Below are 25,750 nucleotides of genomic sequence, written 5' to 3'. Positions count from 1 at the left end.
ATTGAAATCCCGCGCCCCCGTGATTTTCAAGCAACACATTGTGGCGAAAATGCAACGACGCCGTTCACTTGTCAACCATATCAGGCCGTTCTGGAGCTGCGATAAACAGAGACGCCCAGTTCGCGGATCTTTTTACGCAGCGTATTTCGGTTGAGACCGAGAAGATCGGCAGCCTTGATCTGGTTTCCACGCGTTGCCGTAAGCGCCGCCAGGATAAGCGGATACTCCATTTCGCGCAGAACGCGATCGTAAAGCCCCGCAGGCGGCAGGTTTTCTCCGAAACCGGAGAAGTAATCACGCATGTTTTCCTCTACGGCCTGCGAAATGGTCAGCGAGCCACTGCGAGTTGCCGTGCGATCAATCGGGCTATCGGGAACGTCGGATTGAAGCTCCTGCTCGATGATTTCGCGGGTAATGACTTCCTGTGGATAAAGCGCCATCAGGCGGCGAATGAGGTTTTCCAGCTCACGCACGTTGCCCGGCCACGCATAGGCTTTCATCAGTTCCAGCGCCTCCGTCTCGAAACGCTTGCCCTCAAGACCCTCTTTTTCGCCGGTCTGAATGAAGTGGCGCACGAGATCCGGAATGTCTTCCGCACGGTCGCGAAGCGGTGGCAGACGCAACGGCACGACGTTAAGGCGGTAATAAAGGTCTTCGCGGAACAGACCCTGATTGATCGAGGTCTTCAGGTCCTTATTTGTGGCGGCAACGATGCGAACATCCGTGCGGATCGGCGTGCGGCCACCGACGGTGGTGTATTCGCCCTGCTGAAGCACGCGCAAAAGACGCGTCTGAGCATCCATCGGCATATCGCCGATTTCATCGAGAAACAGCGTCCCGCCTTCGGCCTGCTCGAACCGACCGGTAGAGCGGTTCTGCGCGCCGGTGAAAGCCCCCTTTTCATGGCCGAAGAGTTCGGATTCGATCAGATCACGCGGAATGGCAGCCATATTGATGGCGACGAATGGGCCGTTGCGGCGTTTGCCGTAATCATGAAGCGCGCGGGCGACCAGTTCCTTACCCGTACCGGACTCGCCTGTTATCATCAGCGTCAGATCGGTCTGCATCAGACGCGCCAGCACGCGGTATATTTCCTGCATGGCAGCGGAACGACCAACCAGCGGCATGCCATCCTGCATGTCATCGTCAAGCTTGGCCGGTTTGCGCTTGGGCTCGGACAGAGCACGTCCGATGATGGCGATCAGTTCAGTCAGGTCGAAGGGCTTGGGTAGATAGTCATAGGCACCTTTTTCGGAGGCCTTGATGGCCGTCATGAAGGTGTTCTGCGCGCTCATGACCAGCACCGGCAAGTCGGGCCGCGCCTTCTTGATGCGCGGCAGAAGGTCGAACGCGTTTTCATCCGGCATGACCACGTCGGTCACGACCAAATCGCCCTCACCTGCAGACACCCACCGCCACAGCGTCGCGGCATTGGACGTTATCCGCACGTCGTAGCCGGCACGGCTGAGAGCCTGATTGAGGACGGTACGGATCGCCGCATCATCGTCGGCCACGAGAATCGTTGCTGTCATCGATTAAGTCCTGTCGGGTTCGGCAAAATGCTGTCGTCTACTGCCACTTCAGGCGAAACGGGCATCAAAACACGGAAAGTCGTGCGGTGGTTCTGGCTGTCACACTCAACGATGCCGCCATGGGCACCGATCAGTTTCGCAACAAGGGCAAGGCCAAGGCCGGAACCATTGGTTTTGGTGGTAATGAATGGATCGAACAGATGCGGCAGAAGGTCTCCGGGAACGCCGGGACCGTTGTCGACCACGCAGAATTCCAGTGGCAGTGAAATACGCTCACGCGTGCCCGCTACGGACAGACGAATGCCGGGACGGTACGCCGTCGTCAAAATGATTTCGCCATCCTGCTGGTTGCTGACCGCCTCGGCGGCGTTTTTCACCAGATTGAGAAACACCTGCACCAGCTGGTCGCGGTTGGCATAGACCGGCGGCAAGGACGGATCGTAGTTTTCGCTGATCTTGACGTTGCGCGCAAAGCCAGCTTTCGCCACCGCCTTTACGTGATCCAGCACAGAGTGAATGTTGATCGGCATACGGTCCACCGGGCGCTCGTCGGAAAAAATCTCCATCCGGTCCACCAGCGAGACGATGCGGTCGGTCTCATCGCAGATCAGCCGCGTCAATGCGCGGTCTTCATCGGGAACCGAGGTTTCCAGAAGCTGCGCTGCACCGCGAATGCCCGAGAGCGGGTTCTTGATCTCATGCGCCAGCATGGAGGCAAGGCCGGTGACGGAACGGGCGGCGGCGCGATGCGTCAGCTGGCGATCGATCTTGTCGGCCATGGAGCGTTCCTGAAACACCACCACGACAGAGCCCGGCTCGCTGACCACAGGCGCGACATAGAGATCGACAAGCTTATCCTGACCCAGACGCGGCGACGATAGATCGACGCGGTATTCATTAACCGGCGCACGGCGCTCCCGGACCTGATCGATCAAGGCCAGCAGCGGGCTTCCGAAAGGAATGAAGGTGGAAATGCGGTAGCGGGCCAGATGCGTCGCACTTGCCCCGAAAAACGCCTCGGCTTCCCAGTTGGCAAAGGCCACAAAGCCTTCGCCATCCACCAGAATGACAGGGTTCTGGACCGCGTTGAGCACGGCCATGGCCAGCGTGTTGGTGCCGCCCGGCGTTGCGTTTTCGGCGCTCATGCGGCTTTCCTCGCGGCTGATTCGTCAGCACCTTGCTGGAGGGCGGCGCGCAGCAAAGCCACCACCTGCGCCTCGTTTCTGGATGTCATGATATTTGCCTTGTCATCTGTTTTCATGCCCGGCGCAAATCGCTCCAGATACCAGCCCAGATGCTTGCGCGCGTGGCGCAATCCGGCCTCGATACCGTAAAATTCCAGCATCAGCTGATAATGCTCCACTGCAATATCCGCGATCTGCTCACGCTCGGGTGCCGCGTGGCCCGCAAGCACCGCAGGCAGCCATGGCTGCCCCTGCGCGCCACGACCGACCATCACGGCATCTGCGCCGGAACGCCGCAGGATTTCAGCAGCGTCGTCAGACGTTTCCACATCGCCATTGGCAATCAGCGGTACTGAAATGACCTCGCGGACCGCCTTGATCGCATCCCAATCGGCACGGCCTTCATAGAACTGCATGCGCGTGCGACCGTGAATGGTAATCAGCTGCACACCTGCGGCCTGTGCCCGCGCCGCAATTTCGGGCGCGTTGATAGACATCTCGTCCCAGCCAAGCCGCATCTTCAAGGTGACGGGGACATTCACGGCTTTCACCGTAGCCTCGATAAGACCGAGCGCGTGATCAGGGTCCCGCATCAGCGCCGAGCCGGAATAGCCGCCCGTCACTTTTTTGGCCGGACATCCCATATTGATGTCGATGATCCCCGCACCATTGTCCGCAGCAATCTTCGCCGCCTCGGCCATCCAGTGCGCCTCGCGACCGGCAAGCTGCACCATATGCGGAACCATGCCCGCATTCTTTAGGCGAGCCCATGATTCGCCGCGATTGGCCACCAGCTCACGGCTGGCGACCATTTCGGTCACGACAAGACCAGCGCCGTACCGCCATGCCAGACGCCGAAAAGGCAGGTCCGTCACCCCCGACATGGGTGCAAGCACCGCCCGGTTACGGATGGTGACGCCTCCGATGCTGAATGAATCCGACAAGACAGGAACAGACAATTGGTGATCTTTCATGCATTTTTAAATATGCATTATTTTTAGACAGAGTTTGCGAGATTGCCAAGCGTTTTCGCATTCATATCTGTGCGTTTTGATGAATTTTTGCCTTCTGCGCATCCAAGACTAGAAAAGCGGCAGGTATGGCAAACTCGAAACCATGCATCGAAGCTGGCAAACCGGGTTCTAAAACGGTACAGCAACTCTGTAAACCTTTGAAGAGATGCGCAAACCGCATAGGTTCAATGCAGGAATGAGCCATGAAAATCGGAATAGTCATCGTTGCCGCCGGGCGTGGAGAGCGCGCCGGTTCCCCACACGAGGGACCGAAGCAATACCGCCCGATCGGCGGCAGAGCGGTGATCGAACATACGCTTCAGCGTTTTCTGGACTGGAATGACGCGTCCAGGATCGTCATAGTCATCCACGCCGACGATGTGGCTCTGTTCGAGCCCATCCGTCTCAGGTTGAATGCGGGCGACCGGATTGTCAGTGTCAATGGCGGTGCGACACGGCAGCAATCTGTTCTCGCAGGTCTCGAAGCCCTGTCGCGGGATGATGTGACGCATGTCATGATCCACGACGCCGTCAGGCCTTTTATCGATGGCGAACTGCTTCAGCGGATAAAAGAAGCACTTTTACAGGGCGAGAAAGCCGTGCTGCCCGCCGTCCCCGTCGCGGATACGCTCAAGCGCGGCACGGACGGCTTCGTTGGCGAAACGGTTTCGCGAGACGCGCTCTACTCGGCGCAGACTCCGCAATCTTTCGATTACCCCTCCATTCTGGCTGCGCACCGCGCCGCTGCGGCCTCCGGTCGCCTCGATTTCACCGACGATGCCTCTATTGCCGAGTGGGCTGGCATCCCCGTAAAGCTGGTAGATGGGCTTGTCGACAACGTAAAACTGACCTTGAAGCGAGATATTGCCATGGCCGACGAAAAGCTTTCCGCCGCCTTGCCGGATGTACGCACCGGCAATGGATATGACGTGCACCAGTTGGGCGATGGCGATGGCGTGACGCTCTGCGGCATCTTCATTCCGCATGACCAGAAGCTCATGGGCCATTCGGATGCAGATGTTGCGCTTCATGCCCTGACCGATGCGCTGCTGGCGACGTGCGGTGCGGGCGATATCGGCGATCATTTTCCGCCGTCCGATCCGCAATGGAAGGGTGCTGCCTCACGCATCTTTCTGGAACATGCGGCCAGGCTCGTTCGCGACAATGGCGGAACGATCATGAATGCCGACGTCTCCCTCATTGCCGAAGCGCCGCGTGTCGGCCCGCATCGGCAGGCGATGCGCGAGAATCTGGCTGATATGCTCGACATCTCTCTCGACCGCTGCTCCGTCAAGGCAACCACCAACGAAACAATCGGATTCGTCGGGCGGCGCGAAGGCATTGCGGCGATTGCAACGGCCACGGTCGTTTACCGGCAGAGGCCAGCATGAGCCCGTTTCCCGGTGAGATAGAGGTTTTGGCTCAACAAATCGTGCGGGATTTCACCGCTTGGCGACATATGATTTCCACGGCGGAAAGCTGTACGGGCGGGCTGATTGCCGGTGCGCTGACGGACATTGCCGGTTCTTCTGCCGTCGTCGACCGCGGATTCGTGACCTATACGAACGATGCCAAGATGGACATGCTGGGCGTTGCCTCCGACACACTGGAAGCATTCGGCGCGGTTTCGAAGGAAACGGCACTGCAGATGGCGCATGGCGCGCTTTATCGCTCCCGCGCAGAGTTTTCCGTGGCTGTCACGGGCATTGCCGGTCCGGGTGGTGGCTCGGCGGCAAAGCCCGTTGGCCTCGTGAATCTGGCTGCAAAGCGACGGGATGGCGGCATCCTTCACAGAGAGATGCGTTACGGTGATATCGGACGCGATCAGGTACGGCTGGGGACGGTCAAGACCGCGCTGGAGATGCTGCTCGAACTGTCTCAATCCACGTAAATCTTGTCCGCACGCGCCTCGAAGGCTTCAGCAAACATACGGAAAGCACGGTCGAACATGGAGCCCATCACCGCACCCAGAATGCGGCTCTTGAATTCGTAGTCGATGAAGAAATAAACCGAGCATCCACCATCGTCAGTGGGCTCGAAACGCCAGCGATTGTCGAGATATTTGAACGGGCCATCCAGATATTTCACGTCGATGGCGTTTTCATCGGGCTTGAGCAGAACCTGCGTGGTGAAGGTCTCGCGAAACGCCTTGTAACCCACCGTCATATCCGCCACTAGAAGCGTCTTGGTGTCGCGCTCTTTTCTGGAACGGACGGTCAGCCCATCGCAAAGCGGCAGAAATTGGGGATACTTCTCCACATCGGCAACGAGATTATACATCCGTTCGGGAGAGTGTTTGACGAGGCGGCGGGTTTCAAATTGCGGCATAGGCCCGAGTTAATGCGCGGCGCGAACAAGATCAAGAAGCTGACGCGCCTGCGCTCTGGATTTCACCTGAAATATCGGCACATCAGGCCCGTAAAGTTCGAAATTGCGCAGAAAGACCGGTGCGTGACGTTTCTCGAAGTTCCAGATGCAGCTGAGGAATTCCCTGTCGGGTATCGGTTCGCGGCAACCCTCGGCCATATAGGGTCGCACGGTGCCGTAGTGTCTGGCCACACGCTTGGCAACGCCCACCAGACAAGTGATGCGGGGCAGTCGCATCCAGATGACGATATCGGTTCGCGGCAGCCGAATATCGAATGTGGAAGGACCGGAGCCATCCAGCAGCCAGCGGTCACGGCGCACGATATCTTTCAGGATGCGCAACTGCTCGCCGCGCTCTCGCTGTGTCCAGCCCGAAATCCATCTCACATCGCGGTCGATGGAGAAATATTCCACTCCCCTATGTGAGGCGATGCCTTGAGAAAGCGTTGTCTTGCCCCCGCCCGAAGAGCCGACGACCATGATTCGGGATGCCTTCGACACCAGCGTAGCGGCTTCTTCGATGCTGTTGACGGCAACCATCCTGTCCACCCTTGCATAGCAGTTTGCAGAAATTGACTATTGCAACCCGACCGGGCTCGGCGTTATTTAACAACAACAGCGATTGCAGCCTTGGGATGCAACCAAACAACCGAGTGATACGATGGACGATTTTGCCAATATCATCAACCTTCTGGAATCCGCAAAACAGCTGGCATCCATGAACAGCATGCCGATGCTGGCCTACCTCATCGATGTCGCCAAGTGCGAGGCGCGGGAAAACAAGCCGGTTCTGCGCAAACGCAAGCGTGGCGAATCAACCGTCAAGCAGGAAGCCGAAGTCTGAGATGCAGGCTGGCGGTTTTCCGCATGACATGAGATCATCGAAACAGTGAGTGGCCGCGTCGCGGCCATATTTCGTTTTGGGGAACGGGAGGAAGATCGCATGCAAACCGTGTCTGTCGATCTGCGCTCCTACCGCGACGAGACCCCGGATGAACGCCACGCCTTTGTGCAGATCGTTCTGCCCGTTGCCGGACAGCTGGAAATCGATGTCTGCGGGCTACAGGAACGATTATCGCCTTCCAGGGGCGTGCTGGTTCACAAGAATACGTCGCACACCCAGACCAGCAACGTGGTCAACCGCTCGCTGGTCGTTGATCTGGACGAGCAGACGGTGGGCGCTGATATTCTCGACAAATTTTCATCAAGACCCTTTATCGACCTCAACCCGAGAACGATGAGGCTCACGCGTTATATGCACAGGGTGATGCAGAGCGGCGAAGTGGGAGCCAAAGCCGCTGAAGCATGGACGCCGATCCTCGTTGCAAGCCTCGCAGGCGAAACGCCTGATGTGACATCCAGACTTTCCGAGCTCAAGACGCTCGTCGAAATCGACCCGTTCATGCCGTGGAGCCTCCAGCGCATGGCCGAGCACGCTGATATCAGCGTCAGCCGCTTGCACGCCATTTTCCGCGAGCAGTTCGATGAGACGCCGCATCTGTGGCTCTCCGATATCCGCATGGAAAAGATTTGCTCACTTCTCGCGGGCTCATCTCTGCCGATTGCCGAGATTGCCGACCGTGCTGGTTTTTCCGACCAGACCGCCCTCACCCGCGCCATGAAACGCGCCAAAGGCACGACGCCCGCCGCCTATCGCCGCGAATTTTCGGAGCGGCCGCAGTAGTTTATGTCAAGACAGCCCATCGCCACCGTGGCAGATAGCGCCGGGCAACGAATGGACATGACATGAACAAGACGGGACTGGGCGTATTTTACGGCATGCTGGCGGGCGCGCTTTGGGGCGGGATTTTTTTGGCACCGAAGCTGATCCCTGACGGCTTTACACCTTTGCAGCTTTCGACGGCGCGATACCTGACTTACGGCGTGTTTGCGCTGATCCTGATCGGCCCGAAGATCCGGCGAGTCGCATCGCGCTTCGGCAAAGCGGAATGGATCGCGCTTGGCTGGCTCAGCGTCATCGGCAATATCGTCTATTACGTCCTGATCTCGACGGCGGTGCAGCTCAGCGGCGTTGCTTTCACCTCCATCATCATCGGCTTTCTGCCCGTGGCAGTCACCATCATCGGCAGCCGCGACCATGGTGCTGTCTCGCTGAAACGGCTGTGGCCGTCACTTCTCTTCGGGGCCATCGGCATTTTCGGTGTTTCCTGGCAGTCCCTGTCGCAGGGGCAAGGCGGGTTCGATCTGACGCGCATCGTCGGCCTTGCCTGCGCTCTGGGCGCGCTGGCCTCCTGGACCGCCTTTGCCGTTGGCAATGCCCGCTGGCTGACGCGTCTGCATGATGTCAGCGCCGACGAGTGGAACCTGATGACGGGCGTCGTTACCGGCGCGCTCGCCCTCCTCCTCGCCATCCCCGCCTTCGGCTTCAACGCAGATGTTCACAGCGGCTCCGATTGGCTGCAATTCACCAGCGTTGCCATCGGCCTCGGCATCTCCGCCTCCATCCTCGGCAACGCTCTGTGGAACCGCATGAGCCGACTTCTACCGCTGACCATGGTCGGGCAGATGATCCTGTTCGAAACGCTGTTTGCGTTGCTCTACGGATTTATCTGGGAACAGCGTGGGCCAACGCTGATCGAGAGCGCGGCGATTGTGGCTGTTGTGGTGAGTGTGTTGCTGTGCATGCAGGCCCATCGGCCCGCGAAGGTGCATGGGTGAGTGGGGCCGTAGGCTAGTAAGTTGCCTGCAATCAACTCCTGCTGGAAGCCCTCGGCATACTCCCCCTCATGCTTCGAGGCTTTGGCCGCAGGCCAAAGCCTCGAAGCATCCAAGCCAAGAACTCAACCTTGCCGCCCGCAACCCTCGTCCTTCGAGGCCCCTTCGGGGCACCTCAGGATGAGGGTTGCTGCGTTGTAACCAATATCCCAAAATTCTCGAAAGGCTGTTAGAATAACTACCTTCGAGCAACTGTTCCCTTATTCAGCCGCAGCTAGCAGCTTCTTCTCCCGGTTCGCACGCAGCCGTTCAAAATCATCACCCGCATGGTGCGAAGAACGCGTCAGCGGACTGGAAGAGACCATGAGGAAACCCTTGGTGTAGGCAATCGTCTCATAGGACTTGAACTCTTCCGGCGTCACATAGGCTTCGACCTTGTGGTGCTTGCGGGTCGGCTGGAGGTACTGTCCGATGGTCAGGAAGTCCACGTCTGCGGTGCGCAGGTCGTCCATCAATTGCAGCACTTCGTTGCGCTCTTCACCCAGGCCGACCATGATGCCCGATTTGGTGAACATGGTTGGGTCCAGTTCCTTCACGCGCTGCAACAGACGTACGGAGTGAAAATAGCGAGCGCCGGGGCGGACGGTGAGATAGTTGCCGGGCACGGTTTCCATATTGTGGTTGAACACGTCGGGCTTGGCGGCCACGACACGTTCCAGCGCGCCGGGCTTCTTCAGGAAGTCTGGCGTCAGGATTTCGATGGTCGTGTTTGGCGATGCGGCGCGGATGGCCCAGATCACCTTTTCGAAATGCTCCGCACCACCGTCGGCCAGATCGTCACGGTCCACAGAGGTGATGACGACGTGGGAGAGGCCCATCTGCTTGACGGCTTTCGCAACATTCTCCGGCTCGAGCATATCGAGCGCGTTCGGCTTGCCGGTGGAGACGTTGCAGAAGGCGCAGGCGCGGGTGCAGATTTCACCCATGATCATGAATGTGGCGTGCTTCTTGTCCCAGCATTCGCCGATATTCGGACAGCCAGCCTCTTCACACACCGTCACCAGCTTGTGGGAGCGCACCAGTTCGCGCGTCTCGTGATAGCCCTTGGAGGTCGGCGCTTTCACGCGGATCCATTCGGGCTTGCGCATGACTTCGGTGTCTGGACGATGCGCCTTTTCCGGGTGGCGGATGCGCTTTTCGTCCAGTGCTGTCCTGTCGAGAATAGTGACCATAGTAACCTGCTTCTACCGCTTTGAACGGTTTAACGCCTGACGAGCTTGGCGAGGAATAACAGAAGGCTTGCGCCCAAGAAAGATGTGACGAAATATCCGAGCCTGCTGTCCTGCACGAACACGTCGAATGTGCGCAGCACGGCAACCGCCACGACCGAGCCGACAATGCCCAGCACGATGTTCATGAAGATGCCGAAGCGCATATCCATGAGCTTGCCTGCAAGCCACCCGGCCAAACCGCCGATGATGATTGCCGCTATCCAGCCTACACTTTCCATTCGTCTTGCCCTCCGTCAGGCGATCAATCTTGCAATCAGCGTCACGATAATGGCGCCAACCGTCGCGTGAATGATCTGCACCACCAGCGCGTTTTCAATACCGAGCGAAATGCCGAGGGCATTGAACAGATAACCGCCAACAAATGCGCCGATCACGCCGCTCAACAGGCACCCGATCAAGCCGCCACCGCCAACAACGAGGCTTGCAAGAAAACCGGCAACGAGGCCGATCAGCAGAAAAACAACCCAGGCTTCCGTGGCAATCGACATGATCGCTCTCCTTTTCAGTCACTCCCTTAGAGATAGGGAGTGACCGGGGTATTTATCAAGCGTTGAGCGCACGCCCATAGGCGTCCAGCACACTTTCCTTCATCGATTCCGACAGTGTCGGGTGCGGGAAGATCGTGTGCATCAGCTCTTCTTCGGTCGTCTCCAGGTTCATGGCAACGACGAAGCCCTGAATGAGCTCGGTTACTTCCGCACCCACCATATGCGCGCCGATCAACTCGCCGGTCTTCTTGTCGAAAATGGTCTTGACCATGCCCTGATCTTCACCCAGCGCCACGGCCTTGCCGTTGGCGGCGAAAGAGAATCGGCCGACGCGGATTTCGCGACCCTGTTCCTTGGCCTTGGCTTCCGTCAGGCCGACAGAAGCCACCTGCGGATTGCAGTAGGTGCAGCCAGGTATCTTGCTTTTGTCCGTCGCATGAACATTCGGAAGACCGGCGATCTTCTCGACGCAGACGACAGCCTCGTGCTCAGCCTTGTGTGCAAGCAGTGGACCACCTGCAACGTCACCAATAGCATAGATGCCCGGCACGTTGGTCTTGCCGTAACCGTCGATGAAGATGAAGCCGCGGTCGGTCTTCACGCCGGCGGCCTCAAGACCGATATTCTCGATATTGGCCTGAACGCCAACGGCGGAGATCATGCGATCCGCCGTGATCTTCTCGGACGAGCCGTCCTTCTTTTCGATGGTGGCGGTGACTGAGTTGGCACCCTTTTCGACCTTGGCAACCTTGGCTTCCAGATGAATCTTGATGCCCTGCTTTTCGAACTGCTTCCTGGCGAAGGCGGAAATTTCCGCGTCTTCGACCGGCATGACCTGGCTCATGATTTCGACCACGGTCACGTCAACGCCCATCGTACGATAGAAGCTGGCGAATTCGATGCCGATGGCACCCGAACCCATGACCAGCAGCGATTTCGGCAACTCTTCCGGCTTCATGGCCTCGAAATAGGTCCAGATCAGCTTGCCATCCGGCTCGATGCCGGGTAGCGCGCGTGGGCGTGCGCCTGTCGCAACGATGATGTGCTTGGCCGTGTAGGTGCCCTCGCCCAGCGTGTTCTTCGGCACGGGGCCTTGCGGCTGCACGACTGGCTTGGTGGACTTGCCGACTACGATTTCGCCCGGCTTGGTGATCTTGGCTTCACCCCAGATGATATCGACCTTGTTCTTCTTGAACAGGAAGCCAACGCCATTGTTCATGCGAGCGGCAATGCCACGCGAACGCGCAACGATGGCCTTCACATCCGGCTTGATTGAGCCTTCCAGCGTCAGACCGTAATCCTTGGCGTGGGTCGCCGTGTGCATCACGTCAGCTGTTCGCAGAAGTGCCTTGGTCGGAATACATCCCCAGTTCGAGCAGATGCCGGCGAGATGTTCGCGCTCGACGCAAGCGACCTTCAGCCCGAGCTGCGCAGCGCGGATCGCGGCGATATAGCCGCCCGGACCGGAGCCAATGACGATGACGTCGTAGGATTGAGCCATTCTATTTCCTGCCTTTACCTTTTTGACGGCGACGCTTGCGCCGCTCCGTCAATCGATTATCTTCAAAGTCCAAGCATCATGCGAACGACGGGCTCGAGGCCGCGACCGATGGCACGTGTATTTTCAGCATCCAGATGGACGCCATCGACGGGTGTCGTGACCGCAACGGAGGCGGCATCGAAAAAGCCGCAGCCCTTCTCATCCGCCAGATCGCGATAGAGCGAACCCATCATCTCAGATTGTTCGACCGCACCGACAAACATGGCCGCAAACATCTCATTGCCCGTTTCGCAGATATGCGGCGCAGACACGATCAGGATTTCCGGCTGCTCGTCATCGAAGGACCAGACGTGGCTGCGCACCAGATTGATGAGCCGCTCCACGCCCTTCACCGCACCAACAGCATTGCCGCTGCCGATACCGCGTTTCAGATCATTCGTGCCCAGCATGATGATGACGAGATCGAGCGGGGCGTGACTGTGCAGCAATGTCGGCAGGATGCGCGCACCATTGCGGTCGCAATCCGCCAGATGATCGTCATAAGCCGTGGTTCTGCCGTTCAGCCCCTCAGCAATGACATTGACATCCGTTCCCAGCGCCTTTTGCAAAACGCTCGGCCAGCGGTCCTCGAAGGCATGACGCCCGAGATTTTCGGCGTCGAAACCCCATGTCAGACTGTCGCCATAGCAAAGAACGGTTTTCGTCACGTCCAACTCCTCAATGAAGCGAGCCGAAAACCGTCATCCGGTTTCCGGCTCAGCGTTTTTTACACCAGCATGCCCATCGGGTTTTCGATGTAGCGCTTGAAGGCAGATGCGAGTTCTGCACCGAGCGCGCCGTCGATGACGCGGTGGTCGAAGGCGAAGGTTGCGGTCATGACCGTACCCACTTCAATCTTGCCGCCACGAACCACCGGCTTTTCGACGCCAGCGCCGATCGACACGATGGATGCCTGCGGCAGGTTGACGATCGAGGTGAAGGACGAGACGCCGAACATGCCGAGGTTGGACACCGATGTGGTGCCGCCCTGGTATTCTTCCGGCTTCAGCTTCTTGTCACGCGCACGCTTGGCGAGATCCTTGACCTCGTTGGAGATCGCAGACAGCGTCTTCGTCTCTGCATTGCGCACGATTGGCGTGATCAGGCCATCGGGGATCGACACGGCAACGCCGACATCGGCGTGCTTGTGCAACACGCGGGCCGTCGATGTCCACGAAGCATTCGCCATCGGAACGTCACGCAGCGCAAGCGCCATCGCCTTGATGATGAAGTCGTTGACGGAAAGCTTGAAGGCCGGAACCTCGCCCTTCTCCGTCTTCTTCACCGGCGCGGACGCATTGATCTCCGCGCGCAGCTTCAGCATCGCATCGAGTTCACATTCCATCGAGACCGTGTAGGACGGTACGGTCTGCGTCGACTCCGTCAAGCGCGAGGCAATCGTCTTGCGCATGCCGTCATGCGGCAGAAGCTCGTAGGAGCCTTCCGCAAACAGCTTGAGGATGTTTTCGTCCGAGGGACCCTTGGCAGGAGCCGCAGCAGCAGCGCCAGCGGATGGAACAGCCGCCGGAGCAGCCTTGGCACCGCCGGAAGAAGCTGCCTTCTCGACGTCGGTCTTCACGATACGACCATGCGGGCCGGAGCCGGACACAGCAGACAGATCAAGACCGGCATCCTTTGCAAGACGACGGGCCAGCGGAGACGCGAAGATGCGCTCGCCGGATTTCGACACAGGTGCTGGCGTGGAAGGTGCCGGACCCTGATCTGCAACAGGCTTTTCAGCCTTGGCAGGAGCAGCTTCCGTCTTTTCTTCCTTCGGTGCTTCAGCCTTTGCGGCTTCCTGCTTTGGTGCTTCAGCCGTTTCAGGTGCAGCGTCACCGCCCTTGGCAGCGTCAGCCACATCTTCGCCTTCGGCAGCAAGGATCGCGATCACGGCATTGACCTTGACGGCTTCGGAACCGGCTGGAACGACCAGCTTGGCGACGACGCCCTCATCCACGGCTTCCACTTCCATGGTCGCCTTGTCGGTCTCGATCTCGGCAATCACGTCGCCAGGACCAACCTTGTCGCCTTCCTTGACCAGCCACTTGGTGAGATTTCCCTCTTCCATGGTGGGGGAAAGGGCAGGCATTGTAATGTTGATAGGCATCGAAACGCCCTCCCCTTATTTGTAGCAGACGGTTTTGACGGCCTGAACGACTTCATCGACGTTCGGCAGAGCCAGCTTTTCGAGGTTCGCAGCATAAGGCATCGGTACGTCCTTGCCAGCAATCGTCAGGATCGGCGCATCGAGATAATCGAATGCGGCGCGCTGAACGCTGTTGGAAATGAAGTCACCGACCGATGACTGCGGGAAGCCTTCTTCCACCGTGACCAGACGACCCGTCTTCTTGACGGATTCGATGACCGTCGGAAGGTCCATCGGACGGATGGTGCGCAGGTCGATCAGTTCGACGTCGATGCCGAGCTTTTCGAGTTCCGCAACAGCCTTGACCGCATAGGTCATGCCGATACCGAAGGACACGATGGTCGCATCCTTACCCTTGCGGTGAATGCGTGCCTTGCCGATTGGCAGCACGAAATCATCCAGCTTCGGCACTTCGAAGCTCTGGCCGTAGAGAATTTCGTTCTCAAGGAAGACAATCGGGTTCGGATCGCGGATAGCAGCCTTGAGCAGACCCTTGGCGTCAGCAGCCGTGTACGGCATGATCACCTTGAGGCCCGGAATATGGCTGTACCATGCGGCATAGCACTGCGAGTGCTGCGCAGCCACGCGGGCAGCAGCGCCCGACGGACCACGGAACACCATCGGCGCACCCATCTGACCACCAGACATGTAAAGCGTCTTGGCAGCAGAGTTGACGATCTGGTCAATGGCCTGCATGGCGAAGTTGAATGTCATGAATTCAACAATCGGGCGAAGACCCGTCATCGCTGCACCAACGCCGATACCGGCAAAGCCGTGTTCGGTGATCGGCGTATCGATCACGCGCTTGGCACCGAATTCCTGCAGCAACCCTTGAGTGATCTTGTAGGCGCCCTGATATTCGGCCACTTCTTCGCCCATGACGAAGACGTTTTCGTCGGAGCGCATTTCCTCTGCCATCGCATCGCGAAGTGCTTCGCGCACGGTCTGCGTTACGAATTCCGTGCCTTCTGGAATATCAGGGTCGGCAGCAACTTCGATCTTCGGTGCTGCCGGAACCTTTGCGGCTTCCTTGGCAGCAGAAGGCTCTTCGCTGGCTTCGCGGGTCTTGCCGCCAGCAGCTTCGGAACCGGAATTGGCAGCATCCGCCTTCGGCTCTTCCTTTTTGGCGGAAGCGGACGAGATGTCGTCGGCGCTTTCGCCTTCCTGAAGCAGCACGGCGATGGCCGTGTTGACCTTGACGTTTTCGGTGCCGGCCTCGATCAGCAGCTTGCCGATGGTGCCTTCATCCACGGCTTCGACTTCCATCGTTGCCTTGTCCGTTTCGATTTCCGCGATCACGTCGCCGGAGGTAACCTTGTCACCCTCTTTCTTCAGCCATTTGGAAAGCGTGCCTTCCTCCATGGTTGGGGAAAGGGCGGGCATGAGAATTTCTATAGGCATGGTATCTCCCTTCCCAAATCAGAGCAGAATGTCGGTGTAGAGCTCGGATACATCCGGCTCCGGATCGTTCTGGGCGAACTCGGCGCTATCGGCCACGATGTCACGGACATCCTTGTCGATTGCCTTGAGTTCTTCCTCAGTCGACCAACCATTTTCGATCAAGCGTGCCTTGACCTGCTCGATTGGGTCATGTTCCGCGCGCATCTTCTGCACTTCGTCCTTGGAACGGTACTTCGCCGGGTCAGACATGGAGTGACCGCGGTAACGGTAGGTCAGCATTTCCAGAATGATCGGGCCCTTGCCGGAACGGCAATGCTCCAGCGCTTCGTCGGCAGCCGCCTTGACGGAGCGCACATCCATGCCATCCACCTGAACGCCGGGGATGCCGAAACCGGAACCGCGCAGCGAGTAGTTGGACTGTGCCGTTGCGCGGGCGGTAGACGTGCCCATCGCATAATGGTTGTTTTCAACGATATAGATGATCGGCAGTTTCCAGAGAGCCGCCATGTTGAAGCTCTCGTAGACCTGACCCTGGTTGGCCGCGCCATCACCGAAATAGGCGACGGAAACGCTGTCATTGCCACGATACTTGTTGGCGAAGGCAAGACCGGTTCCCAGAGAAACCTGTGCGCCAACGATACCGTGTCCGCCGTAGAAATGCTTTTCCTTGGAGAACATGTGCATGGAGCCGCCCTTGCCCTTAGACAAGCCGCCGCTACGTCCGGTCAACTCGGCCATGACACCACGCGCGCTCATGCCAGCAGCCAGCATGTGGCCGTGGTCACGGTAAGCGGTGATGACCTGATCGCCTTCCTTCTGCGACATGTTCATGCCGACGACGACAGCTTCCTGCCCAATGTAGAGGTGACAGAAACCGCCGATGAAGCCCATGCCGTAAAGCTGGCCGGCCTTTTCTTCGAAACGACGGATGAGCAGCATTTCACGATAGGCGTGCAGCTCCTGGTCTTTACCAAAGTCCGGCGTGTTCTTGCCGGTGAATTCCTTGGTGGCTGTCTTTGCCGTGGTCTTGCGGCCGGATACGGTCGCGGTTTTTCGCGGCGCCATTCATCCCTCCCTGAGTTGCCATTAGAATGGTTGGATTGGGGCGCACCATATGCAAGAAAAGGGAAAGCAGCAATGCCATAAACGCATGGCTCATATTCAGCCTAAGTGGCTGTGAATAAATTAAAAAAGTCGATTAACCGGAATTCAGTTAATCAGAAATATGCGTTCATGATGACGATTTCGTCCGGACGGGACATATTCAGCTGGTAGCGCGATATCTCATCGATCATGTCACGCTCGAGCGATCCATCGCTCATCAATTCGACCTGACGCTCCAGCGCAACGCGGGTCTTCGTCAGCTTCGCAAGCTCAGCTGTTCTGGCAATACGCTGGCGCTCCAGACGCTCCGTGGCCTGAAGCCCGAAATCGCCGTGGATGGAATGATAACCGAAATAGGAAAGAAAGGCGACCGTGATGGCCGGAACGACCAGACGGCCAAAACGTCTTTTCTTGTGATGCTTGGTCCACATACTCTGAAACAGCCTTCAAACGCGTTACTGGAACCACCATAACCGCATTTGTTTAACCATCCGTTGACCTTAATTCCCTCACCCACCGCAGCACACAAAAAAGGCCCGCCGAAGCGAGCCTTTTTCTTGGACTTTCAAGCAATTCTTATCCGCGCAGGATGGAACGACCTGCATAAGCGGCCTGTGGGCCGAGCATTTCTTCGATACGGATCAACTGGTTGTACTTGGCCAGACGGTCGGAGCGCGAAAGCGAACCGGTCTTGATCTGTCCGCAGTTGGTCGCAACTGCCAGATCGGCAATCGTGGAATCTTCGGTTTCACCGGAGCGGTGCGACATGACGGCGGTGTAGCGCGCCTTGTGCGCTGTCTCGACGGCATCCAGCGTTTCCGTCAGCGAGCCGATCTGGTTGACCTTGACGAGAATCGAGTTGGCAACGCCCATCTTGATACCATCGCGAAGGCGTGCGGAGTTGGTGACGAAAAGGTCGTCGCCAACGAGCTGAACCTTGGAGCCGATCTTGTCCGTCAGGTACTTCCAGCCGTCCCAATCGTCTTCGGCCATACCGTCTTCGATGGAGATGATAGGGTACTTGCCCGCCAGTTCGGCAAGGTAGTCAGCCATGGCTTCCGGCTCCAGCGTGCGGCCTTCGCCTTCCATCTCGTATTTGCCGTTCTTGAAGAACTCGGTGGATGCGCAGTCGAGAGCGAGTGCAATATCGTCGCCCGGCTTGTAACCGGCCTTTTCGACGGAACGCATGATGAAGTCGAGTGCTTCCGGCGCGCTCTTCAGGCCCGGAGCAAAACCGCCTTCGTCGCCGACATTGGTGTTGTGGCCCTGTGCTGCCAGTTCTTTCTTCAGAACGTGGAAGATTTCCGCACCGATGCGCACGGCGTCACGGATGCTTTCCGCGCCAACCGGCATGATCATGAATTCCTGGAAGTCGATCGGGTTGTCGGCATGTGCGCCGCCATTGATGATGTTCATCATCGGTACGGGCAGCAGATGGGCGTTCGGGCCGCCAACGTAGCGGTAAAGCGGCAGGCCGGTCGTCTCAGCAGCGGCCTTGGCAACAGCGAGCGACACGCCGAGAATGGCGTTGGCGCCGAGGCGCGACTTGTTCGGCGTGCCATCGAGCGCGATCAGCGTCTGGTCGATATGGATCTGGCTTTCGGCATCGAAACCGCCCAGCGCATCGAAGATTTCCGTATTGACGGCTTCAACGGCCTTTTCCACGCCCTTACCGAGATAGCGCTTGCCACCATCACGCAGTTCTACGGCTTCATGCGCGCCTGTCGATGCGCCCGATGGAACTGCCGCACGACCGAAAGAACCGTCTTCCAGATAGACATCGACTTCAACGGTGGGGTTGCCACGGCTGTCGAGGATTTCGCGTGCGATGATATCGGTAATGGCTGTCATGATCTCTCCCTTGGGACTGGAACAGGATTTTCAGTTGCCTGTCTTAGAGTGCATCCCGAAAACTGTGAAGCGCTTTTCGGATGAGCGGCGCGATAAACAGGGCGACGGAATAGCGACTCGATGTGAACTTCCTCCGTCGCTGTAGACGACGCGCAAGAAATTACAATGACGGCGCCCATCTCTGGACGCCGTCTTTTCATAAAAATCGATTGAGGCCAAAAGCGGTCACGCAGCCTTCGCGATATCATCAAACGCCAGCAGTTTTTCCAGAAGCTTCGGCATATCCTTGAGGTGCACCATGTTCGGCCCATCGGACGGTGCGTTATCGGGGTCCTCGTGCGTCTCTACGAAAAGACCGGCAACACCCACCGCAATCGCCGCACGGGACAGCGTTTCCACGAATTCCCGCTGGCCACCGCTCGAACCACCCTGCCCGCCTGGCTGCTGCACGGAGTGAGTCGCGTCGAAGACAACCGGCGCGCCGAGCGATGCCATGATGGGCAGTGAGCGCATGTCAGACACGAGCGTGTTATAACCGAAGGACGCGCCGCGCTCGCACAGCAGCACGTTCGGGTTGCCACTATCGTTCAGCTTGGCCAGAACATTCTTCATGTCCCAAGGCGCCAGGAACTGACCCTTCTTCACATTGACGACCCGACCGGTCTTGGCCGCCGCCACCAGAAGGTCCGTTTGCCTGCTGAGAAACGCCGGGATTTGAAGGATGTCGACAACCGGTGACACGATTGCGCACTGCTCTTCCGTGTGAATATCCGTCAGCACTGGAAAGCCGAACTGCTCCTTGAGCTCAGCAAAAACCTCCAGCGCCTTATCGATCCCGATACCGCGTTGGCCCGACAGGGACGTGCGGTTGGCCTTATCAAAGGACGACTTGTAGACAAGACCGATACCCAGCCTGCCGCACAGCTCCACCATGGTCTCGGCAATCATGAAGGCATGGTCGCGGCTCTCCATCTGGCACGGCCCGGCAATCAGCGAGAAACGTTCCGTATTGGAGAAGGAAACTGCGCGCACACCTTCCCCGGCAACAACCTTCAGCTTATTCGTCACGCTCATCCTGATTCCTCACAAATAACGGAGCGCCCTGGCGCCACCTGCGCCAAACCAGCCCTTGATCTTTTGATGGCATCGCACTTAGCAGCAAGCCCACGCGAAGTCACCAGACGAAGCAATCGACCGAGGCGAACAGTGCATCAATGATACCTTAAATGATCCGGGGTAACACTTTGGGATTGCAGAACACATGTGGAACATATAGTGTTCGTTCTGTATTTGTTTCACGAATCAAAGCCTAGAAGCTTCAAGGGTGTTTATTCCATGCTCACGCGCAAACAGCAGGAACTGCTTCTCTTCATTCATGAGCGAATGAAAGAGTCCGGCGTGCCGCCGTCCTTCGATGAAATGAAGGATGCGCTCGATCTAGCCTCCAAATCCGGTATCCACAGGCTGATCACAGCATTGGAGGAACGCGGTTTCATTCGCCGGCTACCGAACAGGGCGCGCGCGCTCGAGGTTATCAAACTGCCCGAATCCTACACACCACAGGCAAAGCCTCAGCGCGGCTTTTCGCCAAGCGTGATCGAAGGCAGTCTTGGCAAGCCAAAGGCGGTTGAAACGCCGCCACCGCCGCCCGCTTCGAATGATCGTGGCTCCGATTCCGTCAGCGTCCCCGTGATGGGACGAATCGCTGCAGGTGTCCCGATTTCAGCAATCCAGAACAACACACATGATGTTGTCGTACCAATGGACATGCTGGGCTCTGGCGAGCACTATGCGCTTGAGGTCAGAGGCGATTCGATGATCGAAGCCGGCATTTTCGACGGCGACACGGTCATCATTCGCGACACGAGCACCGCCAACCCCGGTGATATCATCGTCGCACTGGTGGACGACGAAGAAGCAACGTTGAAGCGTTTCCGCCGCAAAGGCGCGTCCATTGCCCTCGAAGCTGCGAACCCTGCTTACGAGACCCGGATTTTTGGACCTGACAGAGTAAAAATCCAGGGCAAACTGGTTGGGTTGATCCGCAGATACCATTGACTGCTTTGAAGTCCGCGCAGCCTGCTGTGCGGCTTTGATGACTTCTAAAAAACCTTCACATGAGCAAGCGGCGCACAAGATGGGGCAAATATGCCCCGTTTTCTTGAACTTTTCGAGATTTTAATTAGCCGGATAATTATCGACATCAAGCTTCGTGAGTTCAAGGATTTTTTAGCTCCTCTGTTAAAAACACCTCGTAATCCTTCATCCAATTTTATGACGAATAAGGCCCTGAGATCATTCGCAAGCGATGACAGACGTAACCATCAAATAATTTGAGGGTTGGTATCATTCTGGACGGCTTTATCGACGCATTTTTCCGCGCTAATCAGGATAGCAACTGGTGAGGATGGTCGCATGTATCAGCTCTACATTACCAACAAGAACTATTCGTCCTGGTCTTTGCGCGCATGGGTTCTGATGCGCACGCTTGGCATTCCCTTTGCCGAAAAATTGGTACCCATGGGCGAGACGACAGCAGGTTTTGCGGCATTTTCGCCGACAGGCCGGGTACCCTGCCTCGTTGATGATGGGCTGACAATTTGGGATTCGCTTGCCATTGCAGAATATCTTGCTGAAACGCATGATGGCATCTGGGCACAAGATCGAACCGCGCGTGCCTGGTCTCGCTCTGCCGCTGCAGAAATGCATTCTGGTTTTTCGGCGCTGAGAAACAGCCATCCAATGAGCGTCGGTCTGCGCATCCAGCCTTTCGATCTCGGAGCAGCTCTCAAACGCGACATAGAGCGGATCGATGCGCTTTGGCAGGAAGGCCTGTCGAAATTCAACGGACCGTTTCTGGCGGGCCAGAAGTTCACAGCAGTCGACGCCTTTTTCTGCCCTGTCGCCTTCCGTTTTCAAACCTACGGCACAATGCTTTCTGCGGCGTCCGAAAGCTATAAAAACCACCTTCTGTCTCTGCCCGCGATGCAGGAATGGAAAGACGCTGCGCTGCGGGAAACCTGGCGTGACGAAGGCCATGAAGTCGAGATCCGCGCCTCGGGTGAATGGGTTGAAGACTTGCGCGCAATATGATCTCTCAAGAATTCCATGGCTTTCACCGGTTGGGCGATAGAATGCGCTCGATAGGTAAGGGCAAGGTTGTCTCGTAGCGGTCACTGCGCCATTCATACGCACGGTGCATTGTCCAGGCGCGGTGGGAGCCCTCCATTGCAGCATTGGCATGAATGACAGGCCTTGCATCATCCCCAAGCCATAATTCCAAGGAGCCGGTCCGGCGCAAGACGTCCTGACTGAAAAGTATCGCTCCGGAATGACATTCGCTGAACGGCGCTCGGCGCGTCGTCACGACGATCTTGGCCACATCACAGGCCATCGCCGTGAGAGTGCTATCGAAAATGACAGCGATGGTGGCACCCTCTTGCGATCTGGCCGCGCACCAGCTGTCTTTTCGGCAGGTGAAGACATCAGCTTTGGTGAAGGCCGCTTGCATCTCCTCAGCCGCGCGTATTTTATCTTGATCGCTCAGCCTCGGGCGTTTTCCATCCGCCTCCTTTTCGTCGGACGATCTTGTGGTTGCCAACATATTTGCCGGGATGTGCAGGTCTGGCAGAGGCACAGCCCGTGCCCATTGCTCATAAACGAATCCCGATGCTCGCTGTTTGGTTGTCGCCACGGCATCTTTGGTCAAAAGCGCCACGAGCGAGCCGTCTTCATAAATCAGCAGGTCCGGTCTGCTGCGGCCTTGCTCGATGACAAGCATTGCGAACCCTGCCGCTATGAAGGGCAAGCCAATCAGCGCCAAGCGTGTGCGCAGCAGCGCGATCAGCAGAAACCCACTTGTCGAAATGGCCAGAAACCAGCCATTCTGGCGTCCGATCGTCTCATCTCCACCCCAGCTCGATACGGTTTTGGCAATGTCGATGACAACGGCCATGCCGTAGCCCATGATTTTAAGAAACGGTGCGTCCAGACCGAACGGCATCAGCAGCATTCCGATCAGAGCAAAGGGCATGACGACCAGCGACATCACCGGCATCGCTGCCAGATTGGCTGCCAGCCCGTAGGTCGTGATGCGATGAAAATGCTCGATGGAGTAGATTGCAGTCGAGATGCCACCGATCAGTGACGTCACGATAACGCCAGCCACCAGCGTCCCCGCCTTCGACGCGAGGGATAGCCAAAGAGGCGGCCTGGCCATGACGAACCTTTCCCGTTCGCCGCGCCATCTGCTCCAGAACGAATAGCTGGAAACCAGCGCCAGTGTCGCTGCGAAAGACATCTGGAAACTAGGGCCCATAACTTCATGCGGAGACAGCACGATGATGACAAGAGCGGACAAAGCGACATTCCGCAGGCTTATCGAGGGTTTGTCGACCAGAACGGCAATCAGCATGATCGACATCATCAACCATGCTCTTTCTGCCGACACCGCAAAACCCGAAATCAAATAGTAGCACAGCGTCATCAGGAGAGCGGCGAAGGCTGAAATCTTTTTGACAGGCCGGCGCTGCGAAAAACCCGGAAAGAGGCTAAAGGCACTGCGCATGCCAATGAAGAAAATTCCTGCAGCGAGTGCCATATTCAAACCGGATATGGCAACGATATGGGCAAGACCGGAAACGCGAAGCGCCTCCATCGTTTCACCGGAGATAGCACGTCTCTCATCAGTGACAATGGAGGCGGCGAAAGCACCCGCGTCGCCGCCGATGATATGGCGGATGCGCTGCGCGATACCGCTTCGCAACGTGTAAAGCCAGCTATCGGCCTGCTCAAGCCAGAAGCCAGCATTCCCCTCCTCCACCTTCGATGGCATTGCTTTGGGCGGCCCGTAAAAATACCCCGTGGCACCGATACCGTTAAAATAGGCGGCAAAAGCAAAGTCGTTCAGCCCGGGCAGAGCTGGCCCTGACGGCGGAGAAAGCCGTGCCTTGCCGGTAATCGCACCGCCTATGGGAATGGCATCGTGACTGCTGCGCGACACGAGGGACACCGTCTGGGGCGCGCGCGCAATCTTCGGCTCCGAAGTTGATGACAAAGCGACGAGATATCGCCAGTTGCCCAGCGCATCGAGTTCCCGACGCTCAACCGTTCCGACAATAGTGGTGGTCACGGGCGTATCGAGAATAATGGTGCCAGCGCGCCGTGCCTCCCAGTCGGCCAGAAGCATACCCAGACCCAGCAAGGCCGCGGCCTTCAATATCGCGGTCGTCAAACCCGGTCGGTGGCGGAAACCTACGGCCAGAGATGCGACGCCGAGAACAAGTGCAAGAAGAAACCAGCGTGATGGTGTCACCGGCAGGCCGAACCAGAGTGCCACGCCCGCGGCAATGAAAACGGGCACGAACAGGAAATCCTGCCGATACGCGATCTCCTCTTGAATACGGCCCACCACCCAAAGTCTGGAGCGAGAATACCACGTACTGGCGGTCCGCATCTCCAGACGTTCCACAGCGATGACGCCGCGCGAGACATGAAGCGGCAACAGCAATTCGTCGAGTTCTGCCTGCGCGGCAAAGCTCGCCTCCGCGCCGCGGAAATGCTGTTTTTCGTCCTGTGTGTTCAAATCCGGCGCCCCTTGCCGCATCGATTGAGTTTGCAACCACAAAACAAAGATTGCAACCTCCTGCTGAGTTAAGGAAGCATTGACCTAGAATGAAACACCATGCCGTAGAAATGCTCCATTTCGAGATATTGACGTGCCGCAATGCACAATTTGCCGTCTGGATAGCTTGGCATTATGCCTCGGATCATATAGCTAAATCGCTGACGCTTAACCGGGGCTGATGCGTCACCGCGCATCGCCTGCATATTTCGGAGGTATGGTATGACGGAAACTAGCGCTACAGTGACACTCGGCGATAACAAGGTCGAACTCCCTGTACGAGAAGGCACGATCGGACCAAAGGTCGTAGATATCGGAACGCTGTATAAGCATACCGGCAGCTTCACCTACGACCCCGGCTTCACCTCGACCGCCTCTTGCGAATCCAAGATCACTTACATCGATGGTGACGAAGGCGTTCTTCTGCACCGTGGCTATCCTATCGAGCAACTGGCTGAACAGGGCGATTTCCTCGAGACCTGCTACCTGCTGCTTTACGGCGAACTGCCGACGACCGCACAGAAGAAGGATTTCGACACCCGCGTCACGCGCCACACCATGGTGCATGAGCAGATGAGCCGCTTCTTCACCGGCTTCCGTCGCGACGCGCACCCCATGGCCGTCATGTGCGGCACGGTTGGTGCCCTCTCGGCATTCTATCACGACTCGACCGACATCACCGATCCGCACCAGCGCATGGTCGCTTCGCTGCGCATGATCGCCAAGATGCCGACGATTGCGGCGATGGCCTATAAGTACCACATCGGCCAGCCCTTCGTTTATCCGAAGAACGACCTGGATTACGCATCCAACTTCCTCAACATGTGCTTTGCCGTGCCTTGCGAGGACTACAAGGTCGATCCTGTCCTGGCGCGCGCCATGGACCGCATCTTCATCCTTCACGCCGACCATGAGCAGAACGCATCGACATCGACCGTTCGTCTGGCCGGTTCGTCCGGTGCAAATCCGTTCGCCTGTATCGCAGCCGGTATTGCCTGCCTCTGGGGCCCTGCCCACGGTGGCGCGAACGAAGCCGCGCTCAACATGCTCAACGAAATCGGCTCGGTTGACCGTATTCCGGAATACATCGCCCGCGCCAAGGACAAGAACGATCCGTTCCGCCTGATGGGCTTTGGCCACCGCGTCTACAAGAACTACGATCCGCGCGCCAAGATCATGCAGAAGACGATGTACGAAGTGCTGGAAGCCACCGGCAACCAGGATGATCCGATCATGCAGGTCGCGCTCGAGCTGGAAAAGATCGCCCTTTCCGACCCATATTTCGTCGAAAAGAAGCTCTATCCGAACGTCGACTTCTACTCCGGCATCACGCTGAAGGCGCTCGGCTTCCCCACGACCATGTTTACCGTTCTCTTCGCTCTCGCCCGCACCGTCGGCTGGATCGCACAGTGGAACGAAATGATCGAAGACCCACAGCAGCGCATCGGCCGCCCACGCCAGCTCTACACTGGCGAAGCAAAGCGCGACTACACACCAGTTTCCAAGCGTTAAGCTTGCAAGCAACGAACGAAT

General features: G+C 57.7%; 25 protein-coding genes. 8 read left to right on the top strand and 17 right to left on the bottom strand.

Going from position 1 to position 25,750, the window contains the following annotated elements; translation table 11 throughout:
• Window positions 1-80: 80 nt before the first annotated feature.
• From ntrC to dusB, 3 genes are read right to left on the bottom strand one after another with little or no spacing between them, the layout of a single operon-like run.
• Window positions 81-1,532 (bottom strand): nitrogen regulation protein NR(I), encoded by a 1,452-nt coding sequence (gene ntrC / locus ASF29_RS06910; protein ID WP_062449882.1) that lies wholly within the window; start codon window positions 1,530-1,532, stop codon window positions 81-83.
• A complete protein-coding gene (locus tag ASF29_RS06905; protein ID WP_062449880.1) occupies window positions 1,529-2,677 on the bottom strand; it encodes a nitrogen regulation protein NR(II) in 1,149 nt (382 codons plus the stop codon). Before ASF29_RS06905 ends, ntrC begins: the two co-directional genes overlap by 4 nt.
• Window positions 2,674-3,690 (bottom strand): tRNA dihydrouridine synthase DusB, encoded by a 1,017-nt coding sequence (gene dusB, locus ASF29_RS06900; protein WP_062449877.1) that lies wholly within the window; start codon window positions 3,688-3,690, stop codon window positions 2,674-2,676. The genes ASF29_RS06905 and dusB overlap by 4 nt, the downstream gene beginning before the upstream one ends.
• Before the next feature lie 242 nt (window positions 3,691-3,932).
• Between dusB and ASF29_RS06895 the strand changes: the two genes are divergently transcribed.
• Window positions 3,933-5,120 carry a bifunctional 2-C-methyl-D-erythritol 4-phosphate cytidylyltransferase/2-C-methyl-D-erythritol 2,4-cyclodiphosphate synthase gene (locus ASF29_RS06895; RefSeq protein WP_062449876.1) on the top strand — a complete coding sequence of 396 codons (1,188 nt, stop codon included), beginning with the start codon at window positions 3,933-3,935 and terminating at the stop codon, window positions 5,118-5,120.
• Window positions 5,117-5,620 (top strand): CinA family protein, encoded by a 504-nt coding sequence (locus tag ASF29_RS06890; RefSeq protein WP_062449874.1) that lies wholly within the window; start codon window positions 5,117-5,119, stop codon window positions 5,618-5,620. The genes ASF29_RS06895 and ASF29_RS06890 overlap by 4 nt, the downstream gene beginning before the upstream one ends.
• Here the strand turns inward: ASF29_RS06890 and ASF29_RS06885 are convergent.
• Both ASF29_RS06885 and ASF29_RS06880 read right to left on the bottom strand, forming a co-directional pair.
• Entirely contained in the window at window positions 5,608-6,057 is a 450-nt protein-coding gene (locus tag ASF29_RS06885) for a type II toxin-antitoxin system RatA family toxin (RefSeq protein WP_062449872.1), read from the bottom strand. The genes ASF29_RS06890 and ASF29_RS06885 overlap by 13 nt on opposite strands.
• A gap of 9 nt (window positions 6,058-6,066) precedes the next feature.
• Entirely contained in the window at window positions 6,067-6,636 is a 570-nt protein-coding gene (locus tag ASF29_RS06880) for an AAA family ATPase (RefSeq protein WP_062449870.1), read from the bottom strand.
• 121 nt (window positions 6,637-6,757) lie between these two features.
• Here ASF29_RS06880 and ASF29_RS06875 point away from each other — a divergent pair, with 121 nt between their 5' ends.
• The 3 genes from ASF29_RS06875 (at window position 6,758) to ASF29_RS06865 (ending at window position 8,775) form a co-directional block, all read left to right on the top strand.
• Window positions 6,758-6,940, top strand: a complete 183-nt coding sequence (locus ASF29_RS06875) for a hypothetical protein (RefSeq protein ID WP_062449868.1) — start codon at window positions 6,758-6,760, stop codon at window positions 6,938-6,940.
• Between the two features lie 99 nt (window positions 6,941-7,039).
• Window positions 7,040-7,780, top strand: a complete 741-nt coding sequence (locus tag ASF29_RS06870; protein WP_062449865.1) for an AraC family transcriptional regulator — start codon at window positions 7,040-7,042, stop codon at window positions 7,778-7,780.
• Window positions 7,781-7,842: 62 nt separating this feature from the next.
• A complete protein-coding gene (locus ASF29_RS06865) occupies window positions 7,843-8,775 on the top strand; it encodes a DMT family transporter (RefSeq protein WP_062449863.1) in 933 nt (310 codons plus the stop codon).
• 257 nt (window positions 8,776-9,032) lie between these two features.
• Here ASF29_RS06865 and lipA read toward each other — a convergent pair whose 3' ends face one another.
• From lipA to kdsA, 11 genes are all read right to left on the bottom strand, one after another.
• On the bottom strand, window positions 9,033-10,004 hold the full coding sequence (gene lipA / locus ASF29_RS06860) for a lipoyl synthase (RefSeq protein WP_062449861.1): 972 nt from the start codon (window positions 10,002-10,004) through the stop codon (window positions 9,033-9,035).
• Window positions 10,005-10,033: 29 nt separating this feature from the next.
• On the bottom strand, window positions 10,034-10,282 hold the full coding sequence (locus ASF29_RS06855) for a GlsB/YeaQ/YmgE family stress response membrane protein (RefSeq protein WP_042619429.1): 249 nt from the start codon (window positions 10,280-10,282) through the stop codon (window positions 10,034-10,036).
• Window positions 10,283-10,297: 15 nt separating this feature from the next.
• Complete coding sequence (locus ASF29_RS06850) at window positions 10,298-10,552, bottom strand: GlsB/YeaQ/YmgE family stress response membrane protein (protein WP_062449859.1); 255 nt, start codon at window positions 10,550-10,552, stop codon at window positions 10,298-10,300.
• A gap of 55 nt (window positions 10,553-10,607) precedes the next feature.
• Complete coding sequence (lpdA, locus tag ASF29_RS06845; RefSeq protein ID WP_062449857.1) at window positions 10,608-12,053, bottom strand: dihydrolipoyl dehydrogenase; 1,446 nt, start codon at window positions 12,051-12,053, stop codon at window positions 10,608-10,610.
• A 62-nt stretch (window positions 12,054-12,115) separates the two neighbouring features.
• Entirely contained in the window at window positions 12,116-12,760 is a 645-nt protein-coding gene (locus tag ASF29_RS06840; RefSeq protein WP_062449951.1) for an SGNH/GDSL hydrolase family protein, read from the bottom strand.
• A 59-nt stretch (window positions 12,761-12,819) separates the two neighbouring features.
• A complete protein-coding gene (locus ASF29_RS06835) occupies window positions 12,820-14,199 on the bottom strand; it encodes a pyruvate dehydrogenase complex dihydrolipoamide acetyltransferase (protein WP_062449855.1) in 1,380 nt (459 codons plus the stop codon).
• A 15-nt stretch (window positions 14,200-14,214) separates the two neighbouring features.
• Window positions 14,215-15,639 (bottom strand): pyruvate dehydrogenase complex E1 component subunit beta, encoded by a 1,425-nt coding sequence (locus ASF29_RS06830; protein WP_062449853.1) that lies wholly within the window; start codon window positions 15,637-15,639, stop codon window positions 14,215-14,217.
• An 18-nt stretch (window positions 15,640-15,657) separates the two neighbouring features.
• Window positions 15,658-16,704, bottom strand: coding sequence for a pyruvate dehydrogenase (acetyl-transferring) E1 component subunit alpha (gene pdhA, locus ASF29_RS06825; RefSeq protein WP_062449851.1), 1,047 nt, complete (start codon window positions 16,702-16,704; stop codon window positions 15,658-15,660).
• A 152-nt stretch (window positions 16,705-16,856) separates the two neighbouring features.
• On the bottom strand, window positions 16,857-17,174 hold the full coding sequence (locus tag ASF29_RS06820) for a septum formation initiator family protein (protein WP_062449849.1): 318 nt from the start codon (window positions 17,172-17,174) through the stop codon (window positions 16,857-16,859).
• Between the two features lie 145 nt (window positions 17,175-17,319).
• The gene (eno, locus tag ASF29_RS06815) at window positions 17,320-18,594 is read right to left on the bottom strand and encodes a phosphopyruvate hydratase (RefSeq protein WP_062449846.1); all 1,275 of its coding nucleotides are present in this window, start codon (window positions 18,592-18,594) and stop codon (window positions 17,320-17,322) included.
• A 225-nt stretch (window positions 18,595-18,819) separates the two neighbouring features.
• The gene (gene kdsA, locus ASF29_RS06810) at window positions 18,820-19,668 is read right to left on the bottom strand and encodes a 3-deoxy-8-phosphooctulonate synthase (protein WP_062449844.1); all 849 of its coding nucleotides are present in this window, start codon (window positions 19,666-19,668) and stop codon (window positions 18,820-18,822) included.
• A 261-nt stretch (window positions 19,669-19,929) separates the two neighbouring features.
• On the opposite strand from kdsA, the gene lexA reads away from it, so the two are divergent.
• Both lexA and ASF29_RS06800 read left to right on the top strand, forming a co-directional pair.
• Entirely contained in the window at window positions 19,930-20,652 is a 723-nt protein-coding gene (gene lexA, locus ASF29_RS06805) for a transcriptional repressor LexA (RefSeq protein WP_062449950.1), read from the top strand.
• 357 nt (window positions 20,653-21,009) lie between these two features.
• Window positions 21,010-21,687 (top strand): glutathione S-transferase family protein, encoded by a 678-nt coding sequence (locus tag ASF29_RS06800; RefSeq protein WP_062449842.1) that lies wholly within the window; start codon window positions 21,010-21,012, stop codon window positions 21,685-21,687.
• 22 nt (window positions 21,688-21,709) lie between these two features.
• Here ASF29_RS06800 and ASF29_RS06795 read toward each other — a convergent pair whose 3' ends face one another.
• Window positions 21,710-24,178, bottom strand: coding sequence for a ComEC/Rec2 family competence protein (locus tag ASF29_RS06795; RefSeq protein WP_244473502.1), 2,469 nt, complete (start codon window positions 24,176-24,178; stop codon window positions 21,710-21,712).
• Between the two features lie 261 nt (window positions 24,179-24,439).
• Here ASF29_RS06795 and gltA point away from each other — a divergent pair, with 261 nt between their 5' ends.
• A complete protein-coding gene (gene gltA / locus ASF29_RS06790; RefSeq protein WP_062449840.1) occupies window positions 24,440-25,729 on the top strand; it encodes a citrate synthase in 1,290 nt (429 codons plus the stop codon).
• Window positions 25,730-25,750: the final 21 nt, after the last annotated feature.

It is taken from the genome of Rhizobium sp. Leaf262, assembly GCF_001422245.1.
Lineage (GTDB): Bacteria > Pseudomonadota > Alphaproteobacteria > Rhizobiales > Rhizobiaceae > Agrobacterium.
This window is presented reverse-complemented; position numbering and strand designations above follow the sequence as displayed.

Excerpts from the sequence above, each read along its gene's own strand:
- ntrC (WP_062449882.1), bottom strand. The coding sequence starts at position 1,532 with ATGACAGCAACGATTCTCGTGGCCGACGATGATGCGGCGATCCGTACC.
- ASF29_RS06905 (WP_062449880.1), bottom strand. The coding sequence starts at position 2,677 with ATGAGCGCCGAAAACGCAACGCCGGGCGGCACCAACACGCTGGCCATG.
- dusB (WP_062449877.1), bottom strand. The coding sequence starts at position 3,690 with ATGAAAGATCACCAATTGTCTGTTCCTGTCTTGTCGGATTCATTCAGC.
- ASF29_RS06895 (WP_062449876.1), top strand. The coding sequence starts at position 3,933 with ATGAAAATCGGAATAGTCATCGTTGCCGCCGGGCGTGGAGAGCGCGCC.
- ASF29_RS06890 (WP_062449874.1), top strand. The coding sequence starts at position 5,117 with ATGAGCCCGTTTCCCGGTGAGATAGAGGTTTTGGCTCAACAAATCGTG.
- ASF29_RS06885 (WP_062449872.1), bottom strand. The coding sequence starts at position 6,057 with ATGCCGCAATTTGAAACCCGCCGCCTCGTCAAACACTCTCCCGAACGG.
- ASF29_RS06880 (WP_062449870.1), bottom strand. The coding sequence starts at position 6,636 with ATGGTTGCCGTCAACAGCATCGAAGAAGCCGCTACGCTGGTGTCGAAG.
- ASF29_RS06875 (WP_062449868.1), top strand. The coding sequence starts at position 6,758 with ATGGACGATTTTGCCAATATCATCAACCTTCTGGAATCCGCAAAACAG.
- ASF29_RS06870 (WP_062449865.1), top strand. The coding sequence starts at position 7,040 with ATGCAAACCGTGTCTGTCGATCTGCGCTCCTACCGCGACGAGACCCCG.
- ASF29_RS06865 (WP_062449863.1), top strand. The coding sequence starts at position 7,843 with ATGAACAAGACGGGACTGGGCGTATTTTACGGCATGCTGGCGGGCGCG.
- lipA (WP_062449861.1), bottom strand. The coding sequence starts at position 10,004 with ATGGTCACTATTCTCGACAGGACAGCACTGGACGAAAAGCGCATCCGC.
- ASF29_RS06855 (WP_042619429.1), bottom strand. The coding sequence starts at position 10,282 with ATGGAAAGTGTAGGCTGGATAGCGGCAATCATCATCGGCGGTTTGGCC.
- ASF29_RS06850 (WP_062449859.1), bottom strand. The coding sequence starts at position 10,552 with ATGTCGATTGCCACGGAAGCCTGGGTTGTTTTTCTGCTGATCGGCCTC.
- lpdA (WP_062449857.1), bottom strand. The coding sequence starts at position 12,053 with ATGGCTCAATCCTACGACGTCATCGTCATTGGCTCCGGTCCGGGCGGC.
- ASF29_RS06835 (WP_062449855.1), bottom strand. The coding sequence starts at position 14,199 with ATGCCTATCAACATTACAATGCCTGCCCTTTCCCCCACCATGGAAGAG.
- ASF29_RS06830 (WP_062449853.1), bottom strand. The coding sequence starts at position 15,639 with ATGCCTATAGAAATTCTCATGCCCGCCCTTTCCCCAACCATGGAGGAA.
- pdhA (WP_062449851.1), bottom strand. The coding sequence starts at position 16,704 with ATGGCGCCGCGAAAAACCGCGACCGTATCCGGCCGCAAGACCACGGCA.
- ASF29_RS06820 (WP_062449849.1), bottom strand. The coding sequence starts at position 17,174 with ATGTGGACCAAGCATCACAAGAAAAGACGTTTTGGCCGTCTGGTCGTT.
- eno (WP_062449846.1), bottom strand. The coding sequence starts at position 18,594 with ATGACAGCCATTACCGATATCATCGCACGCGAAATCCTCGACAGCCGT.
- kdsA (WP_062449844.1), bottom strand. The coding sequence starts at position 19,668 with ATGAGCGTGACGAATAAGCTGAAGGTTGTTGCCGGGGAAGGTGTGCGC.
- lexA (WP_062449950.1), top strand. The coding sequence starts at position 19,930 with ATGCTCACGCGCAAACAGCAGGAACTGCTTCTCTTCATTCATGAGCGA.
- ASF29_RS06800 (WP_062449842.1), top strand. The coding sequence starts at position 21,010 with ATGTATCAGCTCTACATTACCAACAAGAACTATTCGTCCTGGTCTTTG.
- gltA (WP_062449840.1), top strand. The coding sequence starts at position 24,440 with ATGACGGAAACTAGCGCTACAGTGACACTCGGCGATAACAAGGTCGAA.